Genomic DNA, 23,293 nt, shown 5'->3' with positions numbered 1-23,293 from the left:
CTTTCATCGATCGTGTCCGATCCGGAAGACCGGTCCGTCCTTGCACACCAGCGGCGTCTCGGCACCGGCCGACCGGTCCCCCGTCGCGCATCCGTGGCAGTAACCGAGCCCGCAGGCCATGTGCGCCTCGACGGCCACCTGCAGGTCCGCGCACCAGACGTCGGCCAGCCGCCGGCCGAGCTCCTCCAGCCGGCGCGAGCCGCACGCGGCGACCAGCTGTGGCGGCGTACCGTTGAGCGCCTGGCGCAACCGTAGTTCGAGCGCTGCGGGGTCGGACGTGCCGCGCTCGTCGTCGACGAGCACCGGCGCCAACCCCAGCGCGTCGTAGTGGTCTGCGCCGACGACGGCTCCCGCGTGCCGGCCGGACGCCACCGCCTTCACCCGCCGCCCGGCCGCCGCGGCGTCGCGGGCGAGCAGCGTCAGCGAGCAGGTCCCGATACCGCGCCCGAGCAGCAGGACGCCGCCGTCGGCAGGCAGGTCGAACGGGCGCCCGAGCGGGCCGACGACGGGCACCCGCTCACCGGGCAGGAAGCCGGCGAGAGCACGGGTACCGGCACCGGCCACCGAGTAGACGATCGTCACGATCCCCGTGCCTGGCGCGGTGTCGTAGACGGCCATCGGGCGCGGCAGCACCGGTCCCTCCCGCACCGTCCTCGTGACGGTGACCATGACGAACTGGCCGGGCCGCGCGAACGCCGCGACGTGCGGCGCGGCCACATCGAGCCGCCAGTACCTGTCCCCCACGTGCGCGTTCGCGACCACCTCGGCGTCGACGCTGTTCGGCGCCTGTCGCGGTGCCGGCGGGAGCGGCACCAGGCCGGCGCCGTCGAGCAGCGGGGTACGACCCGTCGTCGGCGCCATCACGCGACACCGTCCGCCAGCGCCGCGAGCTGCCGGTCGAGTGCGCACAGGCTCTCCGCGAGCACCTGCGTGCCGAGTGCGATGTCGACCGGCGACGTCCACTCCTCGGGAACGTGCGACAGGCCCGCTCTGCTGGGCACGAAGACCATGCCGGCCGGCATCACCCGGTTCACCTGCTGCGCGTCGTGGCTGGCACCCGAGGTGAGCACCCGGTAAGGCACGTCGAGGTCACGTGCGACGTCGGTGACGACCCGCCGCACCCAGACCGGCAGCACCACAGGCGAGGTGTCGCCGAGCAGCCGAACCCCCAGCCCCACCCTGCGCCTGTCGCACACCGCGCGCACCCTGCGTACGATCTCCGCGGCCGTCGCACGCTGCCGGTCGGCGTCCACGTCGCGCACGTCCACCGCGAGCACCACCTGCCCGGGGATGGTGGTGATCGACCCCGGCGAGACCTCCAGCCGCCCCACGGTGGCGCGGGTGCCGCGGTGCCGTGGGTCGAGCGCCAGCTGCTCCGCGACGAGCACGGCCTCGGCCGCCGCGGCGAGCGCGTCCGACCTGCCCAGCATGGGCGTACCGCCGGTGTGCGAAGGCTGGCCGTCCAGGGTGAGCTCGAGCCTGGTGGAACCGGAGATCAGGTCGACGGCGCCGATCGACAGCTGGTCGCGTTCCAGCACGCTCCCCTGCTCGATGTGCAGCTCGAGGAACGCCGCCCACTCGGCGGGTCGCCACGGCTCGTCGGCAGCACGTGTCGGGTCGATGTCCAGGCGCCGCATGGCGGTCGCGATGCTGACGCCGTCGCGGTCGACGCGCTCGGTCAACTCGGTGAGCGTCGCCTGTCCGGCGGCGAGCTTCGAGCCGAGGCACGCCTGCCCGAACCGCGCGCCCTCCTCACCCGCGAAGACGACGAACCGCAGCGGGTGCTCGGTCTCGACACCGGCCGCGGCGAGCGACCGCGCGACGAGCACCGCGCCGACCACGCCGACGACACCGTCGTACCTCCCGCCCTCGTACACCGAGTCGAGGTGGCTGCCGGTACCGATCGCGGGCGCGCCGGCCCGCCTGCCGGGCCGGGTTGCGATCGTGTTGCCGGCGGCGTCGACTTGCACCGCGCAGCCGAGGTCACGCATCCAGCAGGCGAACAGCTCGTGGGCGTCGCGCTCCAACCGCGTGTAGGCCAGCCTCGTGACGCCGGGCCCGGCCTCGGACAGCTGGGCCAGCTGGTCCACCAACGCGGCAACGGCCTGCGGGTCGGGACGCGCAATGGGGCTGGCGCGCTCGGCCGCGGTCGTCGTCATCCAGCCTCCGGTCGCACCAACCGTGCCGCGGCAGCCTCGGTGCCGGCCAGCTCGGGCGTCCCGCGTCCCGCGGCGACGGCGACCAGCTCACCCGCGGCGTGCTTGACCACCCCCGACAGCCCGGCCAGCCCGGTGTGTGCGCGGAACTCCTCGGCGACCAGCGCCACCCGCGCGTCGGCTGGCAGCGGCTGCAGGAGCGACACGATGCCCTCGATCTCCTCCGCGAGCACCAGCTCCGCACCCAGCTCGCGCGCCACCACGTGGCCGAGCACGGTGTCCTCGCTGGTGTCCCAACACACCACGACGGTGACGTCCAGCTCCGCCATGGCGGCGGCCAGCACGGCGCCGACCCGTTCGGTGCGCGCGGGGTCGCTGAGCTCAAGACCTGCGGGCAGCTCGTCGTCGATGCTCTTCATCGGTCCTCCAACTCCTCGGGCAACGGCAGCTCCGACAACCGGAACAGCGCGTCGAACGAAAGCCCGGCCGCCGTAACGGCCTCGGCACCGCCCTGCTCCCTGTCGACGACGGCGAGCACGCCAGCCACGGTCGCGCCCGCCTCGGCGAGAGCGGCGGCAGCCGTCAGCGCCTGCGCTGCGGTGCTCACCACGTCCTCGACGAGCAGCACGCGTTCCCCCGCGTGCAGCTCGCCCTCTATCGCCGCGGACGGGCCGTACGCCTTGCGCGCGTCCCTGACGATCACGAACGGCACACCGGTCTCCAGCGACAGCACCGCAGTGATCGGCACCGCCCCCAGCTCGGGCCCGGCGATCCTGTCCACGTCAGGGACGCGCTCGGCGAGCAGTGACGCCAGCCGGCGCAGCACAGTGGGTTTCGTCGCGAACAGGTACTTGTCGATGTAGTACCTCGACGGCTGTCCCGACGACAGCACGAACGCACCGCGCAGGTACGCGGCCGCAACGAGGTCGCGGGCGAGCTCGTCGCGGCGTTCCGCCGCGGTCTGCAGCGCGTTCGCGCCACCGACGGACATGGACTCGAGCAGCGAACTGGTCATCGGCCGGCCTCGATCGTGTCGACGGCGCCGGGCTGGTCCGCGTCTGCGACCCACCCGAGGTCTGCCGACATCGCGTCCGCAGCCTCCGCGAGCAGGGCGCGCATCCGCTCCCTGTCGGCGGGCTCGGCCACCCGGTACGCCGGGGCGGCAAGCGACACCGACGCAGCCACCCGGCCCGTCGACGCGCGCACCGGCATCGACACCGCCCACACGCCGCGGTCGAGCTCGTCGTCGCAGACGTCGTAACCGCGAGCCCTTACCACGGTGAGGTGTTCGACGACGGCGTCCGCGTCGGTCATGGTGTCGTCGGTGTATGCGCGGAACGGGCCGGGCCCGAGCAGCCTGCGTGCGTCCTCCTCGGACAGGTGGGCGAGCAGGGTGCGGGCGGACGCTGCGGCGTGCAGCGGCATGTCCTGCCCGATCCGTACGAACATCCGCAGCGGGTGCACAGACTCGACCAGCGACACACAGACCGCCCGGTCGCCCACCAGCTCGGTGAGGAACACCGTCTCGCCACTCGCCCGCGCGGCCGTCGCGAGCGCCGGATGTGGCGAGACGAGCAGCGCGTGCCCGCGGGCGTTCTCGTCCGCGAGCTGTCGCGCCGCAGGTCCGAGGAAGTAGCGCCTGTTCGACGGCGACCGCGAGACGAACTGCTCCCGCTCCAGCACCGCGAGCACACGGTGCATGCTCCCTGCCGGCACCTCGAGGCGCTCGGCGAGCTCGGCGAGCGTCAGGCCGTTCGGGTTCGGCGCCAGCGACCGCAACACTGCGAGCGCTCGGACTACGGGCTGCATCTGTTCCCCCCTCGTCGTTGGTTTCTTGGTCAGGTGAGCTCGGCACCCTTGCGCTCCGGGATCAGCAGGAGCGCAAACATGTCGACCACGTAGATGCAGGCGAGCGCACCGATGGCGAGCGCGAAGCCGTACTGCGCGGCGAGCGCGGCGACGACGAGAGGCGCGAACCCGGCAACGGCACGACCGAGGTTCCACAGCACGTTCTGTGCCGTGGCCCGCGCCGCGGTCGGGTACAGCTCCGCCATCAGCGCGCCGTAGCCACCCATCATCCCGTTCACGAACAACCCCATCACGAGACCGCCGACGAGCAGTGCGAGACCGGAGGTCAGGTTCGCGTAGATGATGACGGATATCAGCGCGCCGACCTGCCAGATCAGGAACGAGGGCCGCCGCCCGATGGTGTCGGCCAGCCTGCCGAAGATGAAGACGCCGATGATCATGCCTACTACCGTCACGGCCGTCCAGGTCGCGGACTAGTTGTACGAGTAGCCGATGTCGTTCGCCAGGTAGGTCGGCAGCCAGATCATGATGCCGTAGTAGCCGAAGTTCTGCACCGAGGCGAGGATCAGCACCCCGATGCTCGTACGGATCGAGCGCGCATCCGCCACCAGCGCACGGACGGGGAACTTCTCCCGCTGGTCCTTACGCATCACCTCGACGAACTTCAGCGGTTCCTCCAGCTGCCGGCGCAGGAAGAACGCCACCACGGCGGGGAACGCGCCGACGGCGAACAGCAGCCGCCAGCCGCCGAGGGGCAACAGCAGCGCGGCCGCGCCGGTCGCGAGCAGTGTGCCCAGCTGCCAACCGTTCGCCACCCACGCTGTCGCGCGGGCGCGTTTCTTGGCCGGCCACGCTTCGGCGGCGAGCGTCATACCGATGCCGAACTCGCCGCCGAGGCCGATGCCGGCGATGAACCGGAACACCACCAGCGACGGATAGTCCCAGGCGACTGCCGTCAGGCCCGTGAACACGGCGAAGAGCAGGATCGACCAGGTGAGCATCTTCACCCGGCCGAAGCGGTCCGACAGCATGCCGAACCCGACACCGCCGAGCACGGCGCCGACGAGGGTGAACGTGGCGAGCGCCCCGGCCTGCGGCTCGGAGAGGCTGAACGTCGCGGTGATCGAGGCGAGGGCGAAGCCGATGATCAGTAGGTCGAAACCGTCCATCGCGTAACCGACGCTCGACGCGACGACTGCCTTCTTCGCGTACTTGTCACCGGCGCCTGCTGTGGTCGTTGTCTGGGAGTCTGCTCGGTCCGTCATGGGAGGGCCTTTCCACGAGCGGTCAGACGGCTTGTGTGTCGGGTATCTCGACCTGTCCGACGAGCTCAGCGACGGCAGCGACACCAAGGCGGTCGAACACCGTAAGGAGGTCGTCGAGGATGTCCGTCATCGCCTGCGGTCGGGTGAACGTGGCGGTGCCGACCTGCACTGCCGATGCCCCGGCGAGCAGGTACTCGACGACGTCATCGGCCGTGGCGACGCCGCCACAGCCGATCACGGGAAGTGGCACGGCGCGGCTCACCTGCCACACCTGCCTGAGGACGAGCGGTTTGCTCGCCGGCCCGGACCACCCACCGACGGCGTTGCCGAGTACGGGTCTGCGGGTACGGATGTCGATCGTCATGCCGACGTACGTGTTCGCGACGACGACCGCCGCGGCGCCGCCGGCGGCGGCTCCCCGTGCCAGCTCGGCCATCGAGGCGACGTTCGGGGTCAGCTTGGCGAACACCGGCACGGACAGCGCCGACCGCACGTCGGCGACAACGCGTTCCACCGCGTGGGCGTCCGCGCCGAGCTCGACACCGCCGGCCTCCAGGTTGGGGCACGACAGGTTCAGCTCGACGGCCGCGAGCGGCAGGTCGGCGACCTCCTCGGCGACCCTGCGGTAGTCGGCCTCGGCTAGCCCGCCGAGGCTCACCACCACGGGCACCCCGAGCGACGCGTACGCCGGCCACGCCTCGGCGCGCCAGCGCGCCACCCCGAGCGAGGGGATGCCGACCGAGTTGAGCATGCCGTCGCGTACCTCGGCGAGCCGGTGCGCGGGATTGCCGGACCGGACAGCGGCGAACACCGTCTTCGTGACGACACCGCCGAGCCTGGACACGTCGACGAGCGGAGCCAGTTCCGGCCCGAAGCAGCCGGAGGCGGGCAACACCGGCGAGGAGAGCGCTAGCTCCCCGACCCGGACGCCCAGCCGCTGCACTTCCACCTCCAGGAATGGGTCCTTCCGCAAGATGAAAGACCGATGATGGCCGCTGGTTCTGGACGCCGTCAACCCCTCGCCCGCGGATTCCCCGCTAGCCGACGAGCTCGAACGCGTCCGCGACGACGCTGCCGGCGTGGATGACCGTACGGTCCTCGAGCCGGTCCATCACCGCTGCCGCGACGGTCTCGCCGGCCAGGACGACGAGGTCGGCGGGATCACCGACCTCCAGGCCGGGCCGGTCGGCGGCCGACTGCAACCGTGCCGTCGCGTCGCCGAGGATGCTTGCACCGCCGACGGTGCCGACGGCGGCGCAGTGCTCGATGAGCTCGTCGGCGCGGAACCTGTTCGTGAACGCCAGCTGCCAGACGCGGTCGAGCATGTCGGCGTTGCCGTACGGCGACCAGTAGTCCCGTTGACCGTCTTCGCCGAGGCCGAGCCGTACGCCAGCGGCGGTCAGCTGTGCGAGCGGCAGGCTGGTGTCCACCGATGGTGCGACGGTCGCCATGGCGATGTCCGACGCGGCGAGGTCGTCGATCACCCTGGCGGTGGTCGCCTCCGACACGCCGCCGAGCGCGTAGCCGTGCGAGATCGACACCTTGCCCTGCATGCCGCACGCCCGGGTACGTTCGGCGATGAGGCCGGTCGTCCACACCGCGAGGTCGCCCGGCTCGTGCAGGTGGATGTCGACCGGCACCTGGTACCGCTCCGCGAGGCCGAACACGATGTCCAGGTGCCGCACCGGGTCGCGGTCGAGCTCACACGGGTCGATCCCGCCCACGACGTCCGCGCCGGAACGCAGCGCCTCCTCGATCAGCGGGACGGTGCCGTCCTCGCGCAGCAGACCGGCTTGCGGGAACGCGATGACCTGCACGTCGCAGCGAGCCGCGTGGTTCTCCCGCGCCTTCAGCACAGCCTCGAACCGGGTCAGACCGCAGTCGACGTCGATCTGCGCGTAGCTGCGCACGCGGGTGGTGCCGCGGGCGATCATGAGCGCCAGCGTGTGGTCCGCGCGCCTGTCGACCGGCCACTCCGCATCGCGCCAGTTGCGGCGGTCGTTCATCACCATGTTCCAGATGCCCGGACTCCCGGTGTGCGGCCGGAACGGCAGACCGAGCCGCGTCGAGTCCAGGTGCACATGGACATCGGAGAACGACGGCAGGAGCAGCCGCCCACGCCCATCGACGACCTCCCCGTCGACCGTCACCCCCGGATCATGCGAACGCACCGCAGCAATCCGTCCCTCATCGAGAACGACGTCGCTGGGCCCCTTCCCCCAAGGCCGAACGTTACGAATGACGGTCTGCATCCCGCTGCCTCCTCGATGGCGTCAGCTGCTGCGTGCCGTGGCCACCTCGTCGTGAGCAAGGTTGTGCCGCAGCAATGCCCGCCCCAGCCACACGCACAGTAGCGTCAGCGCGGCCGTCAGCGCGATGTAGACGGAGATCGCCGGGTAGCCGTTGGTCGCCGCGTACAGCGCGGTCGCGATGATCGGCGCCAGGCCGCCGCCGAACACGCCGGCGACCTGGTACCCGACCGAGATGCCGCTGTACCGCACCCGCGGCGCGAACAGCTCGGCATAGAAGGTCCCCATCGGCGCATAGACGGTTGCCTGGGCGACCGCGAGCCCGACGACGATCGCCAACGTCACGCCTAGCGCGCTGCGGGTCTCGAGCAACAGGAAGAACGGCAGGGCCCAGGCGGCCAACAGGACAGCACCGACCATCATCACCGGCCTGCGCCCGAATCGGTCGGACAGCCGCCCGACGACGGGGATGGTCACGATCTCCAACGCCGCCGCGATAAGCGTAGCGTTGAGCGCCACGCTCTTCGGCAGACCGAGGTTCGTCGTCACGTAGCTCAGGCTGTACACAGCATGCACGTAGAACGAGACGTCGGTGCCGATCCGCGTCCCCACGCACAACAGCACCCCGCGCCAGTGCGTGACGAACAGGTCGACGAGCGGGATCCTGCCCCCGCTCCGTTCCTGCTGCATGCGGAGAAATACCGGCGACTCCATGATCTGCAACCGGATCAGCAGCCCGACGAGCACCAGCACCGCACTCGCCAGGAAGGGCACCCGCCACCCCCAGGAGAGGAACGCTTGCTCCGGCAGCGAAGACGCGACCGAGAACACACCGGTCGACAGCAGCAGGCCGGCCGGCACCCCCACCTGTGGCCAGCTCCCGTTGAACCCACGGCGTTTGCGCGGCGAGTGCTCGACGGCCATGAGTACCGCACCGCCCCATTCGCCGCCGACCGCGACACCTTGTGCGAAGCGCAGCACCACGAGCAGGAACGGCGCGACGGCACCGATCTGCGCGTAGGTGGGAAGCAGGCCGATCAGCACGGTCGCGACGCCCATCAGCATCAGCGTGACGACGAGCATCGTCTTCCGGCCGATCCGGTCACCGAAGTGCCCGAACGCCGCACCGCCCACGGGTCTGGCGATGAAGCCGACGCTGAACGTGGCGAACGACGCGAGAGTGCCGGCAATCGGCGAGAAGTCGGGGAAGAAGAGCTTGGGGAACACGAGCGCCGCCGCCGTGCCGTAGGCGAAGTAGTCGTACCACTCGATGGTGGTGCCGACCAGGCTCGCCGCGACGACCTTGCGTACGTTGCGAGGCGAGGTGCCGGGCTCCTCCGGTGCGTTGTCGGTCGGTCCAGGTGAGTTCATGACAGCTCCTGGTGATGTCAGTTGTCGGAGGCGCCGCGGTCTGCTCGCCGCAGGACCGCCCGCAGTACGGCGGCGGCGACCGAGACGGGCTCGACCACGACCGCGTCCACCCGCTCCTGCACGCGCTCGGCCACCGCGACGTAGCCGGCGCAGCCGAGCACGATCGCGTCGGCTCCCGCCGTGACCGCCTTCTCAGCGGCACGGACGAAGGGTTCAGGGTCTGCGTCGGCGCCGAGCCCGCCGAGCACACCCCCGGCAACGGGTTCGACGGCAACGCACCGGTCGGCGAGGCCGGCCGCGGTCAGCTGCCGCCACTTCGGGTCGACGAGCGCAGCAGCCGGTGTGAGCACTGCGATCCGCTCACCGAGCGCGGCGGCTGCATGGAGCGAGGCAGCTCCGATGCCCACTACGGGACAACCAGCGACCGCGCGCGCCTCGCGCATGCCAGGGTCGCCGTGACAGGCGAGCACGACACCGTGGTAGTCCGCTTCGTGTCGACGCAGGTAGTCGACGACCAACGGCGCGACGACGGCATGATCGTCCGGGCTCTCGATGGCAGGCGGCGCGTCGGCGAGCTGGTCGGCGTGGACCGGCACGTCGAGCACCGCCGACGCCGCACCCGCTGCGGCTGCCGTGACCTCGACCGAGCTGTTCGGGTTGAGCAACAGCACCCTGGCGGTCATCGGTCACCTCCGGACGCATCGAGATCGAGCAGCGCCTGCGCCAACACGCGGGCGCCGACCGCCACCTGGTCGAGGTCGGTCCACTCGTCCGGGCAGTGGCTACGGCCACCGGCCGAAGGGACGAACAGCATGCCGATCGGCGCGATCGCGGCCATGTGCGCAGCGTCGTGGCCGGCGCCGGAGAACATCGCCTCGTGCGGAAGGCCGAGCCGGTCGGCGGCAGCTGCCAGCACCTGCTGCACGGTGTCGTCCGCCGGCACCGGGTCGACCGTCGTCAACGGCTCGGACGTGACCTGGACGCCACGTGACTCGCCTGCCGCGCGGGCTGCGGCCATCAGCCGCCGCCCGCGGTCGTCCAGTCGGCGGCGATCCGCGTCACGCAGCTCGACGGTCGCCACCGCGGCTCCAGGCACAACGTTCGCCGCGTTGGGCTCGATCTGCAACCGACCTGTGGTGGCGACACCGTCGGTGCCCTCGGCAAGTCGCTCGATCTCGAGCACCACCTCGGCGGCCGCGCAGAGGGCATCGCGCCGCACGTCCATCGGTGTTGCGCCGGCGTGGTCCGGCTGCCCTTCGAAAACCAGCCGGTACCTGTCGATGCCGGCGATCGCCGTGACGACGGCGAGCGGCAGGTCCGACAGCTCCAGGCGCGGTCCCTGCTCGATGTGCAGCTCGACGAACGCGGCCAGATCACCGCGGTGCCAGGCCAGGTCGAGCACGCGCTCGGGATCACCGCCGACCTTCCTGATGCCGTCGGCGAGCGTCTCCCCCGCGCCGTCGTCGAGCGCCAACTGCTCGGCGGTGAGCCCGCCGACGAGCGCCCTGCTGCCGACACAGCTGACGCCGTACTGGTTCGGCTCCTCGTTGAAGAAGTCGATCACGCGCAGCTCGTGCCTGAGGCGAATCCCCGCGTCGCGCAACGCCCTGACCACCTCGATGCCGGCGAGCACCCCGATGATGCCGTCGAACCGGCCGCCTCCCTCGACGGTGTCGGTGTGCGACCCGGTGGCCAACGCCGGCCCCGGGCCTTGGCCGGGCAGCGTGCCGATCAGGTTGTTCGCTGCGTCCCGCTCGACGTGCAGGCCCGCGTCACGCATCCGTTCCGCGACCCAGTGGCGCGACTCGATGTACGGCTGCGAGAACGCGCGTCTGGTCCAGCCGGGGCTGTGCTCCTCGCGAAACTGCGACAGCGCTTCCAGGTCGGCACTGATCCGCTGTGCCGAGCGCGCCGGCGCCAACCGATTCTGACTCGACATCAGGCACCCTCCGCCGCGGCCAGCGGCTCGTCGATCGCCGCCTGTAGTGCTTCGGCGACCCGGCGCGCGGCCGCAACGAGCTCGCTCTCCCTGCCGCGCAGCCGGAACTGCGGCCCGGCAACCGAAAGCCCACACGCCAGCTCGCCGCCGCGGAAGACCGGCACGCCGACGGCCGACGCGTACGGGTCGACCTCCCCGGTCGTCACCACGTAGCCCTGGGAACGGATCTCCGGGATCTGCGTCGTGAGCGCCTGCCTGTCCGGCGTGCCCGCGCTGAACCTCTCCAGCTCCCTGGAAAGCACGCTGCGCACCACGTCGTCACTGGAGAACGCGAGCAGCACCTTGGCCGACGCGCCGGCATGGAGTGGCCGCACGGTTCCCTTGGTGAACGACAGCCGCATCAACTGGGGTGAGTCGACGGTTTCCACGACCAAGGCCGACATGCCACTGCGCACGGTGAGTACGGCGGACTCCTCGGTCTGCTGCACCAACCGGTGCATGAGCGGAGTGGCGAGCCGACGCAGCCATTCCAGGCCGACGTCCTTGCCCTGCAGGGCAACGAGCCGCGAGCCGAGGTGGTAGACGCCGTCCCTGGCCTCGAGGAAGCCGGTCTCGACGAGCGTCCGCACGAACCGGTAGACGGTGCTCGACGGCAGGCCGGTCTGTGCGGCGAGCTCGTCGACCCGGTGCGGGCCGCCGTCCACGACGGCGCTGAGTACGTCGACGCCCTTGCGGAATGACGAGTCGCCTGCGGTGCGGGCAGCGGTTGCCATCGCGTCCCCTACTCGTCGTCTCGGTAGCTGGCCTCGAGGAACTCGCCGCGTCCTGGCGTGGCGAGCACCTGCGACCCGTCCCAGACCACCTCGCCGCGGGAGACGGTCAACGTGACCCGCCCCTGCAGCTCGCGACGGTGGAACGGGCTCCAACCCGCGTGCGAGTGGAGGTCCGCCTCGTCGAGCTGCCAGCGCACGGTCGGGTCGAGCACGACCAGGTCGCCGTCGAGGCCGACCGCGAGATCGCCCTTGCGGTGGGCGAGCCCGAACCGCTGCGCGACCTTCGTCGCCGTCGTCCTGACCAGCTGGCACGGCTGGATCCGCTGCTCGTGCAGCGCAGCGCTCGCCGTCACCGGCAGCAGCGTCTCCACCCCTGGCCCGCCAGAGGCGTTGTCGAAGATGTTCGCCCGTTGCTTGTACTCCCGCGGCCACGGCGCATGGTCAGACGCGATCGCGTCGATGGCGTCGGCACGGAACCGCTCCCAGAGGCCGGCCACGTGTTCCTCGCCGCGCAGCGGCGGGTTGCACTTCAGCCAGGCACCGGTCGTCGCCATGTCGGCGTCGGTGAGGGTGAGATAGTGCGGGCAGACTTCGAGGCTCGCCGGCGACCCGTCGCGCACGTGCTGTCTGACCAGGTCGACGGCCCGCGGTGTGCTGATGTGACAGAAGTGCAGCTTCACACCGATCTCGCGACCGAGCTCGAGCACGTTGGCGACGGCCGCGGTCTCCGTGACAGGCGGCCTGGCCGCGCAGTGCAGTCGCGGGTCGAGCTCACCACGCGCCTTCAGCTCGGCCACCTTCGCCTGGACGATCTCGTTGTTCTCGGCGTGCACGCACACCCGGCGCCCGGTCGCGGCGATCGCTTCGAACACGGCGAGCAGCTCGTCGTCCGGCGTACGCGGGAAGCGGCGTGGGTCGGTGTGGTACGTCGACACCTTGAAGCAGGCCGCACCGACCGCGGCGAGCCCGGCGACCTCCTCGATGCCTTCACCACCGGGCTCGACGGTTGCGTACATGCCGACGTCGACGTGCGCCTCGGCGTTCACCAGCCGACGCTTCTCAGTGAACGTCTCGACCGACCAGATCGGCCCGCCCTCGTCGAACGGCATCTCCAGGATCGTGGTCACGCCACCGGCGGCCGCGGACCTGGTCGCCGCCGCGATCCCCTCGCCCGCGTAGCTGAGCGAGTGCACGTGCGGGTCGACGACGCCGGGGAGCACGTAGGCGTCGCCCACGTCGATCCGTTCGGCGGCCGGGGCGTCACTTGGCCGGTCGAGTACGGCAACGATCCGACCGTCCCTGACGCGCACCTCGCCGCCCGGCAGCTCCAGGCTGGACGTGACGAGGTGGCCGGTGACGGCCAGATCGGCCGTGAGGTCAGGCTCGTTGTGCATCGCACGAGCGTGCGTGCATCCCAACCTGTTGGCAACCAAGTTCTCGCATGTTGGTAATGCTCACCCGGCGAGGACGGGGCGGCCTGGGAGAGTGTCGGGCTGCAGGTGGGAGTCACGGACGACGAACGTGCCGTCGACCAGGACGTGGCGGATGCCGGTGGAGGGGCGGGTGGTGTCGGTGTAGGTCGCCTGGTCGCTGATCCGGTCGGGGTCGAACACGACCAGGTCGGCGTCGCAGCCCGGCTGGATGCGGCCCTTGCGGCGCATCGCAGGCACCGCGTCCTCGAGCACCCGTGCCGGCATGAGAGTGCAGCGCGAGATCGCCTCCGCGAGGTCGAACAGGGCTTCGTCGCGGACCAGCCGGAACGTCCTCGCATACGTGCCCGCGCCCCTCGGGTGGGTCACCGCACCCGCCGGCAACGGCCAGGCCATCGAGTCCGGCCGCTGACCCGGCCAGTGCAGCGGCATCGCGTCGCTGGCGACCACCGAACCAGCAGCGGACATCGCGGCCTTCACCAACGCGAACTCGTCCGGACGGTCGTCGCGCAGCGACTCGACGACCGCCAACCCACCCGGGTCGGTACGACGGAGCTCGGCCAGCCGCTCCGCATCGGCGACCCGCTCCCCCGTCGGCGCATACAGCAGCGACTGCGGCGTCAGGCCACGCTCGGCGAGGTGCTCAGGTGCGAGGAACGACGCGCCGATGCCCGTCATCCCTGCGCCGTACGGGTACGCCTCCGTGGTGACCCTGGCGCCTTCCGCACGTGCCTGCCCGACCAGTCCGAGCACCCGGTCGATGTGCCTGGTCGACGTGCTGTTGACGTGGCAGTAGTGCATGCTCGCGCCGGTCTCGGCCGCCGCACGTACGATCTCCGCGGCGCCGTCGACCGCAGTCTCGGGACGCACCTCCACCAGGTCACGGGCATGGGTGTACGTCGGCGCACCCGCTCTCGCCGCCAACCCGGCGAGCTCGACGTACTCCGCCGGGTCGCAGTCCTGCGCGTAGCCGAGCAACACTCCGATGCCAAGCGCCCCGGCGGCCAGGTCCTCGGCCAGCGCCTCGAGTATCGAGTCGAGCTGTGCCCGGGTGGCTGGAGCCTGCCAGGCGGGGCTGGCCACCTGCGCGAGGAACGCATGGATGTCGCCGCCGACATCGACGCCGGCTACCACCCGCATACGGGCGACCGCCCACGACGCCGAGTACCCGTAGTGGATCGGGCGGCCTTCGGCTGCCGCTCTGCGGTAGCTCGCCTCGACGGGATGCGCGCCGCCTTCCAGCTCGAGCGCGGTCGTCACGCCGTCCAGTGCCTGCAGCCGCTGCTCGGGAACGTCCTGCCCGTGGCTGTGCAGGTCGATGAACCCGGGGCTGACGACGTGGCCGCCAACGTCGAGCTCCGTACGCCCCCGCAACTGCTCGCCCACGGCCGCGAGCCGACCATCAGTGACGGCGACGTCCTGCACGGCGTCGACACCCGTCTCCGGGTCGATGACCCGGCCACCCTGCAAGACAAGATCGTGCACGCCGATCGCTCCCGTCACTGCCGTGCTGCCACCAGCCGCCGCTGCAAGTCTGCGTACGATCCGCCCGCGAGGCAAGGAGCCGGGCGCATTCGCAAATTTCGAGGGCTACCGTGCGCGCTGCGGCAATGCTGCTCCTCGGGAGGCAGTTCCACGCACGGCCGAGGGTGGCCGGTACGTCCGCGCCGACGCGACGACCTTGACTCGCACGGGTATCTCGGGTGAGGTGTGTCGACCACTGACGAGCCCTGCGACGAGGTAGCGCATGACCCAGGCGAGTACCCCCGATCAGCCGGCCGCCGCGACCACGGAGACCCGCCTGCATCGCGGACTCAACCTGCGGCAGCTGGTCTTCATCTGCCTCGGCAACGTGGTCGGCGCCGGGATCTACGCACTGGTCGGCGAGATGGCCGCGCAGGTCGGCGGTGCGCTCTGGATCCCGTTCATGCTGGCGCTCGTGCTTGCGGTGCTCACCGTGTTCAGCTACGCGGAGCTCTCCAGCAAGTACCCGCGTGCGGGCGGTGCGTCGACGTACGTCCTGCAGGCATTCCGCAGCCCGTTCCTCGCCTTCATGGTCGCGTTCGCCATGGTGGCCTCCGCGATCAACTCCGCGTCGACGCTCTCGCTCGCCGCAGGGGGCTACGTCGCGGAGATCGTCCCGGTCCCTGCGGTCATCACGGCAGTCGTGCTCGTCGTGGCACTCGGCGCCGTCACCATCCTCGGCGTGCAGTTGTCGGCACGGTCGAACACCGTGCTGACCCTCGTCGAGCTCGGCGGGCTCGCACTGGTGATCGTGGCTGCCGTCGCGGCGATCGCCGTAGGCACCGGAAGTGCGGCCAACCTCACGGACATGGACGCGACCGGCGGCTCCGCACCCGACGGTGGACTGGTCGCGGTGATCTTCGCCGCTACGAGCCTTGCGTTCTTCGCCTTCATCGGCTTCGAGGACGCCGCCAACATGGCCGAGGAGGCCAAGGATCCCGCACGTACCTGTGCCCGCGCGCTGACCATCGCGGTCCTGGTGGCGGCCGGCGTGTACCTGACGATCGCGATCCTGGTCTCGGTCGTCGCCGGCGGCGACCGGCTCGCGGGCTCGAACGCGCCACTGCTCGAAGCGGTGCGCCTCAGCCCGCTCGGCATCCCCGACGTCCTGTTCACCGCAATCGCCGCCATCGCGGTGGGCAACAGCGTGCTCATCAACCTGATGTCCAGCTCGCGACTGCTGTACGGGATGGCGGACCAGAAGGTGCTGCACAAGGTGCTGGCGACCGTTCACCCGACCAGGAGAACACCGTGGATCGCGTCGACGGTCACCATCGCCGCCGCGGCGGTCTTCGTCTTCACCGGTGAGGTCACGGTGCTCGCCACCACCACCGTCACCCTGCTGCTGGCCATCTTCACCCTCGTCAACGTCTCCGTGCTGGTGCTGCGCAAGGAACGTGTCGAGCACAAGCATTTCAAGGCACCTACGGTGCTCCCGGTGCTCGGCGCCGTCGTATGCGTCGTCCTGCTGACCCAACAGGAGCCAGCGGTCCTACTGCGCGCCGGTGTGATGCTGTTGATCGGAGTGGCGCTCTGGCTGGTCAACCACCTCGTTGTAAGGCGCCGCGGTTGACCGCAGCGTCACGGGCCGACGTCGTCCGGGTGGTTGCCGGTGCGCGACGAGGAGTCGAGGGCGTCGATGGCTGCCATGTCCCCGACGTCGAGGGCGAAGTCGAACACGGCGATGTTCGCACGAATACGTTCCGGGTTCACCGACTTCGGGATCGCCACGGTGTCGTGCTGCACGTGCCAGCGCAGTACCACCTGCGCGGGTGTGCGGCCGTACCGGTCGGCAATGCCGGTGATCACCGGGTGTTCGAGCAGCGAGCCTCTCGCCAGCGGCGCCCATGCCTCGGTCACGATGCCGTGCTCGGCGTGGAACGCGCGCAGCTCCGGCTGGCCGAGCTGCGGGTGCAGCTCGACCTGGTTCACCGCAGGCACCTCGCCGGTCTCGTCGAACAGCCTGGTGAGGTGCGCTTCGGTGAAGTTCGAGACGCCGATCGACCTGGCGCGGCCCTCGTCCTGCAGCCGGAGCAACGCGCGCCAGGTCTCGACGTACCTGTCGACTGACGGCACCGGCCAGTGGATGAGGTACAGGTCGACGTAGTCGAGCGCGAGCCGCGCCATGCTCTCGTCGAACGCGGCGAGCGCGGCGTCGTGACCGTGGCTGTCGTTCCACAGCTTGGTGGTGACGAACAGTTCCGCACGCGGCACACCGCACTCCCTGACCGCGCGGCCCACCTCCGCCTCGTTGCGGTACAGCGTCGCGGTGTCGATGCTGCGGTAACCGGCGTCCACGGCCGTACGAACCACGTCGACCGTCTCGGCCTGCGGGACCTTGTAGACGCCGAGCCCGAGCCGTGGCATCGACCTGCCGTCGTTCAGCCGTACGTCGGGTGCTTTTGGCATGTACCCAGCCTTTCAGGTCTGGTGCGGCCTAGTCGACGAGGTCGGCGGGCAGGGTGATGGTGACCACGGCACCGTGCGGGTGGGCGTTCCCGATGGTCACCGTGCCTCGGTGGGCGGTAACCAGAGCGTGCACGATGGAGAGACCGAGTCCGGCGCCGGCCTGGCGTCCGGGGGCATGGTCGCCGCGGACGAAGCGTTCGAAGGCGGACGCCATCAGGTGCGGCGGGAATCCCGGGCCGTCGTCGCTGACCTCGATGGTCACCGTGTCGCGGCCGCGCGACACGTGCACCTGGACGGTCGCCGCGCCGGCCGCGGCGCTGTTGGCCGCGAGGTTGGCCAGCACCTGCCGCAACCGGTTGGCGTCGCCGGCCACCACGACCGGGGCACCGGACGCCGCCACGCGCAAGCCGAGTGCACGCTCGAGCGCGCCCGCCTCCGCGGCTGCCAGGTCGAGGACGTCGACCGGCTTGCGCTCCACCACGACCCTGCCGTCTTGTGCGCGGGCGAGCAGCAGCAGGTCGTCGGCGAGCTCGGCGAGGCGGTCGGCCTGTCCGAGCGCGGCCCGCAGCGACCGTTCCACCTCCGCGGGGTCGTCGGCAGCGGACAGCGCGAGCTCGATCTCGCCGCGCAGCACCGCGATCGGCGTACGCAGCTCGTGGCTCGCGTCGTCGACGAACGTCCGCTCCCTGGCGAACGCGACGTCCAGCCGCGCGAGCATGTCGTCGAGCGTGCGGGCCAGCCGGGCGATCTCGTCGTCGCCCGGCACGGTCGGGAGGCGGCGGTCGGTGTCGAACGAGGAGATCGCGGCCGCCTCCTTGGTCAGCACGCCGACCGGCCGCAGCGCAGCGCGCACGACGAGCCAGCCGGCCGCGGACAGGATGCCCACCAGCAGCGGCGCCGCGACCAGGAGCACCACGAGCAGCCGTACCCCGGCCGCCTCGACCGGCCCGGCGGACACACCGACGGTCAGCACGCGCCCGTCGGTGAGCTGTCGCGACAGCAGCCGCACCGGCTCGGCCACCTGGCCCTGCCGCAACGACAACCTCCGGGTGGAGAACGCCTCGCCGTCGACCACCCGCACCTCCCGGACATCGAGCAGCCGGCCGTCCAGCGACGCGGAGCTGGCGACGACGCTGCCGTCGGACGTGTACAGCTGCGCCATGGGATCACGCCGGATGACCGAGACGTCTCCCCCTGTCGACGCCGTCGTGAGGTCGGCCGCCCGGCCGGTGAGGCCGCTGTCCAGCGCGGCCCCGAGCTGCCGGTCGAGCAGCATGTAGAGGAAGACGAGGCACAGCACGAGCGCGGCCGACGCGCCGAGCGCGAACCCCAGCACGATGCGGCCGCGCAGCGACCGCGGCAACCACCGCACTCCGCCTCACCTCCCGCGTCCTCATGATGTTCTCATCCGCGCCCGGTCACTCTTGCCCCATGCGCGGAAGCGATGCGCCTAATCTTGACGCCATGAGAGTCCTCGTGGTCGAGGACGACCCGGGTATGGCCTCGCTGCTCGTCCGCGGGCTACGGCGCGAGGGTTACGCCGTCGACACGGCGAACAACGGCGAGGACGCTCTGTGGAGCGTCCTCGAGAACGCGTACGACGCGGTCGTGCTCGACGCCATGATCCCGCCGCCGGACGGGTTCGAGGTGTGCCGGCGGATTCGGGCCGCCCAGCGTTGGGTACCCGTGCTCATGCTCACCGCGCGCGACGCCGTGCCCGACCGGGTGCACGGGCTGGACGCCGGTGCCGACGACTACGTCACCAAGCCGTTCGCGCTGGCCGAGCTGTTCGCCCGTATCCGCGCGCTGACCCGTCGCGACCCGCTCGAACGTCCGGCCACGCTGCGGGTCGGAGATCTCACGCTCGACCCCAGCACCCGAGCCGTCGACCGCGGCGGCACCGACATCGCGCTCTCCCCGAAGGAGTTCGCGCTCCTGTACGAGCTGATGCGTCGCTGCGGTGAGGTGCTCAGCCGTACGTACCTCATCGAGCACGTCTGGGACTTCGCCTACGACGGCGGGTCCAACGTCGTCGACGTGTACGTCCGCTACCTGCGCGACAAGGTCGACCGCCCGTTCGGCCGGAAGAGCATCCGCGCCGTCCGCGGCGCCGGTTACCGGCTCGACCCGGACGGCTGATCAGAAACACTCATCAAGCTCTCATCTACGTCGGCGCAGAGTGCAACCGAAGAGGTCACTACACAGCTTCGGAAGGGCACTCCATGATCGCCGTTGCACAGCAGAAGCCGCGCAGGTTCCCGCGGCTGCACCTGCGCTGGCTCGCCGTACTCCTCGTCGGGCTCGCGCTGTACGTCGCGGTGCTCGCCGCGCTCCGCAACAGTGGCAACCCCGGTGTACGTTCCTTCGCTGCTGCTCCTCGGCGCCGCCGTGGTGCCGGTGACGTTCAGCACGTTCGTCGTGGAACGCAACCTGTCGCAGCGGCTGTCGAGCGGCGACCTCCTCGCCGGCGCGGTGCTCGGTGGCGTCATCGGCGCCATCGTCGCCGGCCAACTCGAGTTCGAGACGATGCGCGCGCTGGGCTCTCTGCCCACGGCACTCATCGGCCTGATCGAGGAGACCGCCAAGCTCGCCGTGCCCGCCGTCCTGCTCGCCTGGCGGCGACCGCGAGCGATCGACGGGCTCGTGCTCGGCGTATCCGTGGGGAGTGGCTTCGCCGCGCTGGAGACGATGGGATACGCGTTCGTCGAGCTGCTCCACAGCCACGGCCAGCTGGCGTCGGTCACCAGCCTGCTGTTGCTGTGCGCCGTCGCCTCACCCAGCGGCCACGCGGCATGGACGGGCCTGGCCTGCGCTGCCCTGTTCGCCGTCCGCGGCGCCAGACGCCGCGGGCTGGCCTGGTTGCACTTCCTCCTGGTGTTCGCCGGCGTCGTCGTCCTGCACGCCACCTGGGACAGTGGCGTCGGTGCAATCGGCCACCTGGTGGTCGCGGGCGTCAGCTTCGGCACGCTGATGCTCGTCGCCTGGCGGATGCATCGCGCGGAGCGCCGGGACGGCTCAGGCCGACAGTCGGTCGATCTCGGCTTGGGTGCCCCAGAACTTCACCAGCACCTCCCGGCGTGGCGGTCTGCCGCCCGCGGATCCCACCACGTAGCCGAGCACCGAGACCAGTGACGACGACGCGATTGGGAACATGCCGAACGCGAGGTCGGGCACCCACTCGTTGGCCACCACGTACCAACCGGCGCCCCCGACCATGGCCAGCACGACGCCGAGCGCGTTGCCGCGCTTGGAGTACAGCCCGCCGAGCAGCGGCACGAAGAGCACCACCTCGAGGCCACCGATCGCATAGATCACCAGGTACTCGAGGTAGTTCGGCGGCTCAAGGGCCAGGAGCAGCACCACCAGACCGATGACGATGCTGGCCCCGGACGCCATCCGCTTGGCGGTGCCGTCGGACACGCGGGGGTTGACGAAGTTCGTGAATAGGTCGCGTACGACGACTCCGCTCACGATCAGGATCATCGAGTCGACGGTCGACATGGCGGCGGCGAGCGGCGCCGCCAACACGATGCCCGCTATGCCGTCGGGCAGGACGTCGACCACCGTACGCGGCAGCGCGAGGTCGCCGACCTCCATGTTCGGGTGGAACTGGTGCGAGACGAGTCCCATGGTGAGGAAGCCCAACGTGATGACGACCATGATGATCGGGCCGACCATCATCGCGGTGTGCACCGACTTGGAGTCCTTGTAGCTCATCGCGCGGACCGCGAGATGCGGCAGCACGCAGATCATCAGGCCGAGCTGCAGCGAGTACGACATGATCATCGACAACGTGAACCCGCCGGGCCCTGGCAGCGTGAACAGTTCGGGTTTCGTGTCCATCACCTGTGTGTTGACCCCGCCGAGCCCGCCCGCGGCGGTGAGCAGAGCGATCCAGACGGCGATGCCGCCGAAGAACATGAGGATGCCCTGCAGTGCGTCGGTCAACGCGGAGGCGAGGAAGCCGCCGAGTCCGATGTAGACCAGCACCACGCCTGCGAAGATCACCAGCAGTGTCGTGTAGTCGACGCCGCTGACCGCCTGCAGCAGCCGGGCGCCGGCGACGAACTGCGGCGCCATGTACGCCACCAGCAGGACGAGGACGCCGACCGAGATCAGCACCACGAGAGCGCGCTCTCGTAACGCTGCTTGAAGAAGTCGGTGATCGTGATCAGGTTCAGCTTCCTGCTGAGGATGGCGAACCGCTTGCCGAGCAGGCAGAACGCGACGAAGGCCGTCGGCACCTGCAGATCGACACCAGCACCCAGCCGTAACCACCCTGGTAGACCAGACCGGGCCCGCCGACGAACGTGCCGGCGCTCGCCGCGCTCGCCAACAGCGTGAGGACCAGGGCGAGCCAGCCCAGTGAGCGGCCGCCGAGGTAGTAGCCGCCCACCTTGTCGCCGGTCTCGACGCGAGCCTGCCGGCGCATCCCCCAGACACCGATGAGCAGCAGGAGCAGGACGTACGCGACAACGGGGAGAACGAGCGCCCATCGCATGCCGATCACTCCTCGGTTTCCGTGTCGTCGTCCGACGTCAGGGACATCTCGGTGAAGTAGCGGCGGACGAGCCAGATCGGCAGCAGCGACAGGAGCACCGTTGCCACCAGACACGACCAGAAGAACCACGCCGGGAAGCCGAGGACGAAATCCAGGTCGGCGGCACGGCGGTTGCCGCCGAGCAGCCAGGCGACCATGGAGATGACTACGGTGAACAGGACCCAGTAAGCGACGCCCCACAGCGCCTCACGGTTCGCGACGGCGTACCGAGGGTCGTGTTCGAAGTCGGTGTCTTCGGGTGCTCGTCTGGTCATGTGTCTTCCGCCATGTCGCGTGTCGGCAATGGGTTGTCCAGCAGGTCGCGGACGAGTGCGGCAAGCGTCGGCACCCGTTCGCGGGTACGTACGAGGTCGATCCATTCGTGCTCGGCATGCGGTCCGCCGCCCACCGCGCCGAGCCCGTCGAGCGTCGGTACGCCGATCGCTGCGGTGAGGTTGGCGTCCGAGATCCCGCCGACAGAGACGTCGCCGGACTCGCCGAAGCCCAGTCGACGCTGCGTGCTCCGCAGCCGATCGACGAGCCCGTGGTCGGCACCTGCCTGCATGGGTGGCCGGTTCGCCCCGCCGTGCAGGTCGACGCGTACGTCCCCGGCGAGACCGTCGACCAACTGCCGCATCGCGTCGTCGACGGCACGCTGCTGGTCGGCCGTGGAACACCGCACGTCGACGGTCACCGCCCCGTGGTCAGGGATGGTGTTGCTCGTGGTGCCCGCCCTGGCGGTCGTCGGGTTCAGCGTGGCACCGGGGAACTCGGCACGGATCCGGCCCACCTGGACGACCGCGTCGGCGAGCGCTGGAAGCACGTTGACCCCGTTGTCGGGTTCGAGCCCGGCGTGCGCTGCGACGCCGTGGAACTCGACGGTGTAGAACGACCAGCCGCGCCGGGCGGACTTCACCGCACCGTCGGGTCGGGCGCCCTCAAGCACCAGACACGCCTGGCTGCCGTGCGCGGCTCGCTCGATCAGGGAGCGGCTCGTCACGGACCCGATCTCCTCGTCACCCGTGACGAGGAGGCTGACGGGGACTTCCTTGCCGAGCTCGGCCAGCACGTGCAGCCCGACCACCACACCGGCCTTCATGTCGAAGATGCCGGGGCCGGTGACCCGCCCGTCGGCGACGTCGAGCGGACGGCGCGCCAGGGTGCCCAGTGGCCAGACCGTGTCGAGATGCCCGAGCAGCAGCACTCGCCTGTCGTCGTCCGGGTCGCCGAGTCGCCACTCCAGGCTCAGCACGTCACGATGCCGCACCGGTCGTACGCCGAGCAGCTGCGAGCCCAGCTCGTCGAGCACGTCCTGAGCAGCGGTCACGGCCGCCGGGTCCGCCGAGGGCGACTCGGCGTCGACGAGCGTTCGCAGGTGGGTGACGAAGTCCGACAACGCTGCTGCCCTCCCGGTCGGCTGTGGTGGAGACATTCTCGGTTCCCCGCAGTCGCAGCAGGTGGTGAGATCGGACAACAACTACGCTCGTCGTCGTTCGATCTCACAACTGGAGGTTGCTCGTGACCGCTTGCACGCTCACCACAGTGATCGAGACCGTGGGCGCGTCCACACTCTGGCCGTGGCTGGTGCCGGCAAGGCGTGCCGAGCAACCGATCAGCGACGTCGTCATCCACGACCGCGAGCAACCCGAACCGCTCGACCCCGGCACGATCGTCCTCGCCGTCGGGCTCGACGCGCCGGCCATCGAGAAGCTGCTGGAGTCCGTGGCCACGGCCGACGCCGCAGCCGTCGTCGTCCGCGGCGCCGCGGCAGCGAAGGAGCCGCTACCGAAAGCGGCGCAACGGCATCAGGTGGCGCTGCTGGCGGTCG

22 protein-coding genes and 1 pseudogene are annotated in these 23,293 nt (G+C 70.5%); 3 read left to right on the top strand and 20 right to left on the bottom strand.

The genetic code is table 11. The features are described from left to right. Positions 1 to 3: 3 nt before the first annotated feature. The 14 genes and pseudogenes from GEV07_07075 to GEV07_07010 form a co-directional block, all read right to left on the bottom strand. The gene (locus GEV07_07075) at positions 4 to 861 is read right to left on the bottom strand and encodes a dihydroorotate oxidase electron transfer subunit (GenBank protein ID MQA02480.1); all 858 of its coding nucleotides are present in this window, start codon (positions 859 to 861) and stop codon (positions 4 to 6) included. Beyond that, entirely contained in the window at positions 861 to 2,159 is a 1,299-nt protein-coding gene (locus GEV07_07070) for a hydantoinase/carbamoylase family amidase (GenBank protein ID MQA02479.1), read from the bottom strand. Before GEV07_07070 ends, GEV07_07075 begins: the two co-directional genes overlap by 1 nt. Further along, positions 2,156 to 2,575, bottom strand: coding sequence for a hypothetical protein (locus tag GEV07_07065; protein MQA02478.1), 420 nt, complete (start codon positions 2,573 to 2,575; stop codon positions 2,156 to 2,158). Before GEV07_07065 ends, GEV07_07070 begins: the two co-directional genes overlap by 4 nt. Continuing rightward, positions 2,572 to 3,147, bottom strand: a complete 576-nt coding sequence (gene pyrE / locus GEV07_07060) for an orotate phosphoribosyltransferase (protein ID MQA02477.1) — start codon at positions 3,145 to 3,147, stop codon at positions 2,572 to 2,574. Before pyrE ends, GEV07_07065 begins: the two co-directional genes overlap by 4 nt. Before the next feature lie 20 nt (positions 3,148 to 3,167). Next, a complete protein-coding gene (locus GEV07_07055) occupies positions 3,168 to 3,965 on the bottom strand; it encodes a helix-turn-helix domain-containing protein (GenBank protein MQA02476.1) in 798 nt (265 codons plus the stop codon). 29 nt (positions 3,966 to 3,994) lie between these two features. Beyond that, positions 3,995 to 5,230, bottom strand: a pseudogene (locus tag GEV07_07050) (MFS transporter). A 22-nt stretch (positions 5,231 to 5,252) separates the two neighbouring features. Beyond that, a complete protein-coding gene (locus GEV07_07045) occupies positions 5,253 to 6,245 on the bottom strand; it encodes a dihydroorotate dehydrogenase (GenBank protein ID MQA02475.1) in 993 nt (330 codons plus the stop codon). Between the two features lie 22 nt (positions 6,246 to 6,267). Next, complete coding sequence (locus tag GEV07_07040; GenBank protein MQA02474.1) at positions 6,268 to 7,482, bottom strand: amidohydrolase family protein; 1,215 nt, start codon at positions 7,480 to 7,482, stop codon at positions 6,268 to 6,270. A 21-nt stretch (positions 7,483 to 7,503) separates the two neighbouring features. Next, on the bottom strand, positions 7,504 to 8,850 hold the full coding sequence (locus GEV07_07035) for an MFS transporter (GenBank protein MQA02473.1): 1,347 nt from the start codon (positions 8,848 to 8,850) through the stop codon (positions 7,504 to 7,506). 17 nt (positions 8,851 to 8,867) lie between these two features. Further along, the gene (locus GEV07_07030; GenBank protein ID MQA02472.1) at positions 8,868 to 9,533 is read right to left on the bottom strand and encodes a hypothetical protein; all 666 of its coding nucleotides are present in this window, start codon (positions 9,531 to 9,533) and stop codon (positions 8,868 to 8,870) included. After that, positions 9,530 to 10,789, bottom strand: coding sequence for a hydantoinase/carbamoylase family amidase (locus GEV07_07025; GenBank protein MQA02471.1), 1,260 nt, complete (start codon positions 10,787 to 10,789; stop codon positions 9,530 to 9,532). Before GEV07_07025 ends, GEV07_07030 begins: the two co-directional genes overlap by 4 nt. Continuing rightward, a complete protein-coding gene (locus GEV07_07020; GenBank protein MQA02470.1) occupies positions 10,789 to 11,562 on the bottom strand; it encodes a helix-turn-helix domain-containing protein in 774 nt (257 codons plus the stop codon). The genes GEV07_07025 and GEV07_07020 overlap by 1 nt, the downstream gene beginning before the upstream one ends. 8 nt (positions 11,563 to 11,570) lie before the next feature. Next, positions 11,571 to 12,956, bottom strand: a complete 1,386-nt coding sequence (locus GEV07_07015; protein ID MQA02469.1) for an amidohydrolase family protein — start codon at positions 12,954 to 12,956, stop codon at positions 11,571 to 11,573. Positions 12,957 to 13,016: 60 nt separating this feature from the next. After that, complete coding sequence (locus tag GEV07_07010; GenBank protein ID MQA02468.1) at positions 13,017 to 14,537, bottom strand: amidohydrolase family protein; 1,521 nt, start codon at positions 14,535 to 14,537, stop codon at positions 13,017 to 13,019. A gap of 202 nt (positions 14,538 to 14,739) precedes the next feature. On the opposite strand from GEV07_07010, the gene GEV07_07005 reads away from it, so the two are divergent. Then, a complete protein-coding gene (locus GEV07_07005; GenBank protein MQA02467.1) occupies positions 14,740 to 16,089 on the top strand; it encodes an amino acid permease in 1,350 nt (449 codons plus the stop codon). An 8-nt stretch (positions 16,090 to 16,097) separates the two neighbouring features. Here GEV07_07005 and GEV07_07000 read toward each other — a convergent pair whose 3' ends face one another. Further along, the gene (locus tag GEV07_07000) at positions 16,098 to 16,925 is read right to left on the bottom strand and encodes an aldo/keto reductase (protein MQA02466.1); all 828 of its coding nucleotides are present in this window, start codon (positions 16,923 to 16,925) and stop codon (positions 16,098 to 16,100) included. 28 nt (positions 16,926 to 16,953) lie between these two features. Further along, positions 16,954 to 18,297 carry a HAMP domain-containing protein gene (locus tag GEV07_06995; GenBank protein MQA02465.1) on the bottom strand — a complete coding sequence of 448 codons (1,344 nt, stop codon included), beginning with the start codon at positions 18,295 to 18,297 and terminating at the stop codon, positions 16,954 to 16,956. A gap of 92 nt (positions 18,298 to 18,389) precedes the next feature. Between GEV07_06995 and GEV07_06990 the strand changes: the two genes are divergently transcribed. Both GEV07_06990 and GEV07_06985 read left to right on the top strand, forming a co-directional pair. Beyond that, positions 18,390 to 19,064, top strand: coding sequence for a response regulator (locus tag GEV07_06990; protein MQA02464.1), 675 nt, complete (start codon positions 18,390 to 18,392; stop codon positions 19,062 to 19,064). A gap of 93 nt (positions 19,065 to 19,157) precedes the next feature. Next, positions 19,158 to 20,057 (top strand): PrsW family intramembrane metalloprotease, encoded by a 900-nt coding sequence (locus tag GEV07_06985; GenBank protein MQA02463.1) that lies wholly within the window; start codon positions 19,158 to 19,160, stop codon positions 20,055 to 20,057. Here GEV07_06985 and GEV07_06980 read toward each other — a convergent pair. From GEV07_06980 to GEV07_06965, 4 genes are read right to left on the bottom strand one after another with little or no spacing between them, the layout of a single operon-like run. Next, the gene (locus tag GEV07_06980; GenBank protein ID MQA02462.1) at positions 19,941 to 21,203 is read right to left on the bottom strand and encodes a sodium/panthothenate symporter; all 1,263 of its coding nucleotides are present in this window, start codon (positions 21,201 to 21,203) and stop codon (positions 19,941 to 19,943) included. The genes GEV07_06985 and GEV07_06980 overlap by 117 nt on opposite strands. Next, on the bottom strand, positions 21,103 to 21,426 hold the full coding sequence (locus GEV07_06975) for a hypothetical protein (protein ID MQA02461.1): 324 nt from the start codon (positions 21,424 to 21,426) through the stop codon (positions 21,103 to 21,105). Before GEV07_06975 ends, GEV07_06980 begins: the two co-directional genes overlap by 101 nt. A 5-nt stretch (positions 21,427 to 21,431) precedes the next feature. Further along, positions 21,432 to 21,845 (bottom strand): DUF997 family protein, encoded by a 414-nt coding sequence (locus GEV07_06970; GenBank protein ID MQA02460.1) that lies wholly within the window; start codon positions 21,843 to 21,845, stop codon positions 21,432 to 21,434. Then, a complete protein-coding gene (locus GEV07_06965) occupies positions 21,737 to 22,897 on the bottom strand; it encodes a M20/M25/M40 family metallo-hydrolase (GenBank protein ID MQA02459.1) in 1,161 nt (386 codons plus the stop codon). Before GEV07_06965 ends, GEV07_06970 begins: the two co-directional genes overlap by 109 nt. Between the last annotated feature and the right edge of the window lie 396 nt (positions 22,898 to 23,293).

Source organism: Streptosporangiales bacterium (genome assembly GCA_009379825.1).
Taxonomy (GTDB): domain Bacteria; phylum Actinomycetota; class Actinomycetes; order Streptosporangiales; family WHST01; genus WHST01.
Note: the sequence above shows the minus strand (reverse complement) of the source record. Positions and strands in the feature narration are given on the sequence as shown.

Coding starts and splice junctions, on each gene's coding strand:
- GEV07_07075 (MQA02480.1), bottom strand. CDS start 861: ATGGCGCCGACGACGGGTCGTACCCCGCTGCTCGACGGCGCCGGCCTG.
- GEV07_07065 (MQA02478.1), bottom strand. CDS start 2,575: ATGAAGAGCATCGACGACGAGCTGCCCGCAGGTCTTGAGCTCAGCGAC.
- GEV07_07000 (MQA02466.1), bottom strand. CDS start 16,925: ATGCCAAAAGCACCCGACGTACGGCTGAACGACGGCAGGTCGATGCCA.
- pyrE (MQA02477.1), bottom strand. CDS start 3,147: ATGTCCGTCGGTGGCGCGAACGCGCTGCAGACCGCGGCGGAACGCCGC.
- GEV07_07015 (MQA02469.1), bottom strand. CDS start 12,956: ATGCACAACGAGCCTGACCTCACGGCCGATCTGGCCGTCACCGGCCAC.
- GEV07_07020 (MQA02470.1), bottom strand. CDS start 11,562: ATGGCAACCGCTGCCCGCACCGCAGGCGACTCGTCATTCCGCAAGGGC.
- GEV07_07025 (MQA02471.1), bottom strand. CDS start 10,789: ATGTCGAGTCAGAATCGGTTGGCGCCGGCGCGCTCGGCACAGCGGATC.
- GEV07_07040 (MQA02474.1), bottom strand. CDS start 7,482: ATGCAGACCGTCATTCGTAACGTTCGGCCTTGGGGGAAGGGGCCCAGC.
- GEV07_06970 (MQA02460.1), bottom strand. CDS start 21,845: ATGGATCGACCTCGTACGTACCCGCGAACGGGTGCCGACGCTTGCCGC.
- GEV07_06965 (MQA02459.1), bottom strand. CDS start 22,897: ATGTCTCCACCACAGCCGACCGGGAGGGCAGCAGCGTTGTCGGACTTC.
- GEV07_07030 (MQA02472.1), bottom strand. CDS start 9,533: ATGACCGCCAGGGTGCTGTTGCTCAACCCGAACAGCTCGGTCGAGGTC.
- GEV07_06975 (MQA02461.1), bottom strand. CDS start 21,426: ATGCGATGGGCGCTCGTTCTCCCCGTTGTCGCGTACGTCCTGCTCCTG.
- GEV07_07035 (MQA02473.1), bottom strand. CDS start 8,850: ATGAACTCACCTGGACCGACCGACAACGCACCGGAGGAGCCCGGCACC.
- GEV07_07070 (MQA02479.1), bottom strand. CDS start 2,159: ATGACGACGACCGCGGCCGAGCGCGCCAGCCCCATTGCGCGTCCCGAC.
- GEV07_06990 (MQA02464.1), top strand. CDS start 18,390: ATGAGAGTCCTCGTGGTCGAGGACGACCCGGGTATGGCCTCGCTGCTC.
- GEV07_07055 (MQA02476.1), bottom strand. CDS start 3,965: ATGCAGCCCGTAGTCCGAGCGCTCGCAGTGTTGCGGTCGCTGGCGCCG.
- GEV07_07005 (MQA02467.1), top strand. CDS start 14,740: ATGACCCAGGCGAGTACCCCCGATCAGCCGGCCGCCGCGACCACGGAG.